Below are 4,109 nucleotides of genomic sequence, written 5' to 3'. Positions count from 1 at the left end.
CAACCACCGCCGCCGCCACTCCGCACTCGGCTACCTCAGCCCCACCGACTACGAACAGACCCTCACACCGACTACGCTGCATCAGATCGCGGCATAACCCGGTGTCCACATCCCGGGGGGAACCTCATGTGAGGGGTTATCGGGCGTCGCGAGGATCGGTAGCGTTGGCGTTATTGCGGCCGATCAGTCGGTGGTGCGTCCTGCGCTATGCGAGGAGGTTCCGGGTGGATTCCTTGCCGGAGTTGTCGTTCGGGCAGCGGTTGAAGGTCTATCGGGAGCGGTCCGGGAAGAGTCGGGCGGTGCTCGGTGGGTTGGTGGGGCGTAGCGCCGAGTGGGTCAAGGCGGTGGAGAGCGATCGGATCCTGCCGCCGCGCATTCACATGCTGGATCGGATCGCGCGCGCCCTCAAGGTCGACGTGTCGGTGTTGGCGGTGGAGCTTGGTGACCGCTCTGGTGTGGTCAACGGGCCGGAGCATCCGGCGTTGGGGGCGGTCCGGGATGCGGTGAACCGGGTCGTGCTTCCCGGTGATGCCCCGGCGGAGTCGTTGGCCGGTCTGAGGGGGAGGCTTGCGGTGGCGTGGCGGGCACGGCATCAGGCGGCGGATCACCGTACGGTGCTGGGCGGGTTGTTGCCGGGATTGCTGCGGGATGGGCAGCGCGCCGTGTTGGCGTACGAGGGTGACCAGCGGCGGCAGGCGCAGGCGCTGTTGGCGGAGACGCTCGGGTTGGCGCAGATGTTCCTTGCCTACCAGCCGGCTGCCGAGTTGTTGTGGCGGGTGGCGGATCGGGCGATGGTGGCGGCGCAGGAGTCCGGTGACCCGGAGGCGGTCGCCCGGGCGGGGTGGTTCTTGTGTCAGGTGCATCGGGATGCCGGTGACTGGGACACCGCGATGGCGGTGACGTTGGACGTGTTGTCGGCTCTGGAGCCGCAGGCAGCCGATGGGAGTACGAATCTGCTGGCGCTGTGGGGTGCGTTGAACTTCGAGGCGGCGTACACGGCTGCTCGTGCGGGTGAGGAAGGGCGGGCCTGGCGGTACTGGGATCGTGCGGACCAGGTGGCGCAGCGCCTGCCGCAGGGTTTCTACCAGCCGCAGACGTCGTTTTCGCGGGTCATCATGGGCGCTCATGCGGTGACGGTGGCAGTGGAGTTGCAGAAGTCCGGTGAGGCGGTGCGGCAGGCCCGACGCCATGATGCGGCGGCGATTCCGTCGAGGCCCCGTCGGGCACGCCATCTCATCGAGGTGGCGCGGGCGCACTACGGCAAGGACGACAAGGAAGCGACAGTGGCGACGCTGCGGCAGGCGTACGAGTCGGCGCCGGAGACGATTCGCTTCAACGGGTACGCCCGCCAGATCACCTTGGACCTGCTCGACGGACCGCGTTCCATCCGGGAAGACGCGCGTGACCTCGCGGCCCGGGTCGGCCTCGTCTCCTGATTCAGGGGTAGGAACCTTACCTCGCTTGCCTCCGGCCGCAATCGAGAAACAGCAGTCGGCCGAGTGTGCGAGGGAAGTTGACCTAGCGAGGGACGTACCAGTCAACCTGTGCGCTGAGGCAGCGGCGTCGCCTGGCGACGGGGTCGTGAGGCTGTTATCGGCGCGGAGAGGTGTACCGTCCGAAGTGGCAGCCTGCCGGAATGGTCGGCAAGGGTCCTCGCGTGATCTGGGAGTGCCGCTGATGCCTCGTCGGCCCATACCTGCTGATCCGTCGATTGGCGATCGTATTCGCGCTCGTCGGGAACTGCGTGGTTGGAGTGTGCGGCACGCGGCCAGTCGGGCAGGGATTTCCCATACTTCGTGGTTGCGGATCGAGCGTGGTCAGCAGCGTACGGACCGGTACATGGTGGTGGATCTGGCTGCGGCTCTTGAGTGTTCGGTGGTGGATCTGACTGGGCAGGCGTACACGCCGGCTGATCGGCAGCTTGATGCGGCTCGCATCGATGCGGAGCGGGTTTGGCGGGTCATGATGGACACGCCGATGACGAAGCGTTCCGATGCGGCGGCGACCGTGGAGCAGGTGCGTCGTGAGGCAGCGCTCGTGCGTGACCTGTACGGGCGGTGCGATTACGCGGGTGCTCTGCGGCGGCTCGTTGATCTGGTGCCGGCGATGCACAGCCTGACTGATCGGCGGCTGGCGTTGACGGAGATGGTGCCGGTGTATGGCGTGGCGATGGGGTCGTTGCTCAATGTGAGCTTTCCAGCACACGCGTGGCTGGCTGCGGAGCGGTGTGCCGAGGCGGCCGGGTTGCTGGATGATCCGGTGGCGGTCGGGGTTGCGGCGGCGAATCGGGCGCGGGTGGCGGCCTATTCAGGGGCGTACGGTCCGGCGCGGTCGGTGTGTGACGTCGCGGCTGCTGATCTTGCGGGTAGCGGGGCGGACGGGGCGTTGGACGTGCTGGGGTTCCTGCACCTGGCGCGGGCGCTCCACCTGGGCGGGCTGCGTGACGAGGCCGGTGCGGAGGAGCATCTTGCCGAGGCTGGGCGGATCGCGGCACACACCGGGGAGACCGATAGTTGGGATCTCGCCTGGGGGCCACGGAACGTCGCGCTCTGGCTGATGGCGTTCCTGCTCGACACGGGCCGTCCGGAGGCGGCCATGAAGACGGCCGCAGGCGTGGAGTTGGCGGGTCTGCCGGCGGTGCGGCAGGTGTACTTCTGGCTCGACATGGGCCGGGCCGCCGAGGCGGTCGGCCGCGACCGTGATGCCGTACGGATGCTGCTCGCTGCGGAGCGGGTCGGCCCGCAACACGCCCGCTCGTCGGTGTCAGCGCGGGAGACGGCCCGGTCGTTGCTGCGCAAGGGGGCGGCGTCGCCGGAGTTGCGAGGGCTGTGCGAGCGGATGAGCCTGGCCGCGCAGTAGTGGTGCGTAAGTGTTCCAGCCAGCAACTGCACGTTCCGTAGCGTCTCGATTGCAGCACGGCCGCATGCCCTTTCCTGATCTGTTGCGGTCGCGCTCGTTGGCTGGCGCGACGGTGGCGACATCTCCCGAGAACACCGCCGTGCCCCTTTCCGAGAAGGGGTCGTACGTGGGCGGTGCGGAGCGCGATCAAGGACAGAGTCGGGGCGAGCAGATTCAGGCGGCGGAACGGGAGGCGGCGAAGCAGCGGATTCTTGCGCAGGCTGAGGCGGAGCGAATACCGGTCGAGGAGACGACTCGGGTGGTCCCGGATCGGCCGTGGCGGCGTCGTGAACGGTGACCGGGTGCCGATCGGTCGGCGGGTGGCGTATCTGCGGGTGCGGCGGCGGTTGTCGCAGCAGTCGTTCGCAGACCGTATCGGTAAGTCGAAGAGTTGGGTGGACAAGGTGGAGCGCGGGGTCCGTTCGTTGGAGCGGGTCTCGACGATCCGGGACATCGCCGCTGTGCTGCGGGTCGACGCGGCGACGTTGCTCGGTCGGGACGCTCAGCCCGCCAGTGCGGTCGGCGACGGCGAGGACATCGCGCGGATCCGAGGGGCGTTGTCGGCGTACGAGGTGGTGCGTGATCGGCCGGGACCGGTGCTGCCGGCTGATCGGCTCGCCCGGCACGTCGGGTACGCGTGGACCGCGTATCAGCATGCCCGGTATCCGCAGGTGGTGGAGTTGCTGCCGAACCTGCTCTGCGATGTGCAGCGCGCCTATGTCCGGGATCCGGTCGGGGGGCGGGTGGCAGTGGTGGAGGCGTACCGGGTGACGGCGGCGTTGTTGGTGAAGCTGGACGAGGCGGATCTGGCGTGGCTGGCCGTCGATCGGGCGGTGGCGGCCGCTGCGGGTGATCGGGTGTTGGTGGCGTGTGCGGCGGTGCAGCTTGGGCAGGTGTTGCGGGCTTCGGCGCGGGCGCGGTCGGTGCTGCTGGCGGCGGCGTACCGGATCGCTCCACCGGATGTTGACGCCGGCTCTGCGCAGGAGTTGTCGTTGTGTGGGGCGTTGTTGGTGCAGGCGGCGTTGGTCGCGGCCCGGTGCGGTGACGAGCGTACGACCGGCGACCTGCTGGACGAGGCCGCCGAGATGGCGGCTCGGGTGGGCGACGGGCACGACCATTATCGGACCGCGTTCGGGCCGACCGCTGTCGAGCTGGCCCGGTGTGCCGCTGCGGTGGAGTGGGGTGACGGGTCGGCGGCGGTCGTGCGGCAC

At 68.9% G+C, this 4,109-nt stretch carries 3 protein-coding genes; all 3 read left to right on the top strand.

Features of this window, described 5'->3' with window-relative positions; translation table 11 throughout:
• The first annotated feature begins 224 nt into the window (after positions 1–224).
• The gene (locus C1I93_RS29165; RefSeq protein ID WP_111246471.1) at positions 225–1,436 is read left to right on the top strand and encodes a helix-turn-helix domain-containing protein; all 1,212 of its coding nucleotides are present in this window, start codon (positions 225–227) and stop codon (positions 1,434–1,436) included.
• Between the two features lie 274 nt (positions 1,437–1,710).
• Positions 1,711–2,859, top strand: a complete 1,149-nt coding sequence (locus C1I93_RS29160; protein ID WP_223256789.1) for a helix-turn-helix domain-containing protein — start codon at positions 1,711–1,713, stop codon at positions 2,857–2,859.
• Between the two features lie 341 nt (positions 2,860–3,200).
• A partial coding sequence (locus C1I93_RS29150; RefSeq protein ID WP_111246472.1) for a helix-turn-helix domain-containing protein occupies positions 3,201–4,109 on the top strand: 909 nt, incomplete at its 3' end.

The organism is Micromonospora endophytica, from assembly GCF_003236305.1.
In the GTDB taxonomy this organism is placed as follows: Bacteria; Actinomycetota; Actinomycetes; order Mycobacteriales; family Micromonosporaceae; genus Micromonospora; species Micromonospora endophytica.
The sequence above is the reverse complement of the archived record's forward strand: the minus strand, read 5'-3'. Positions and strand labels throughout refer to the sequence as shown.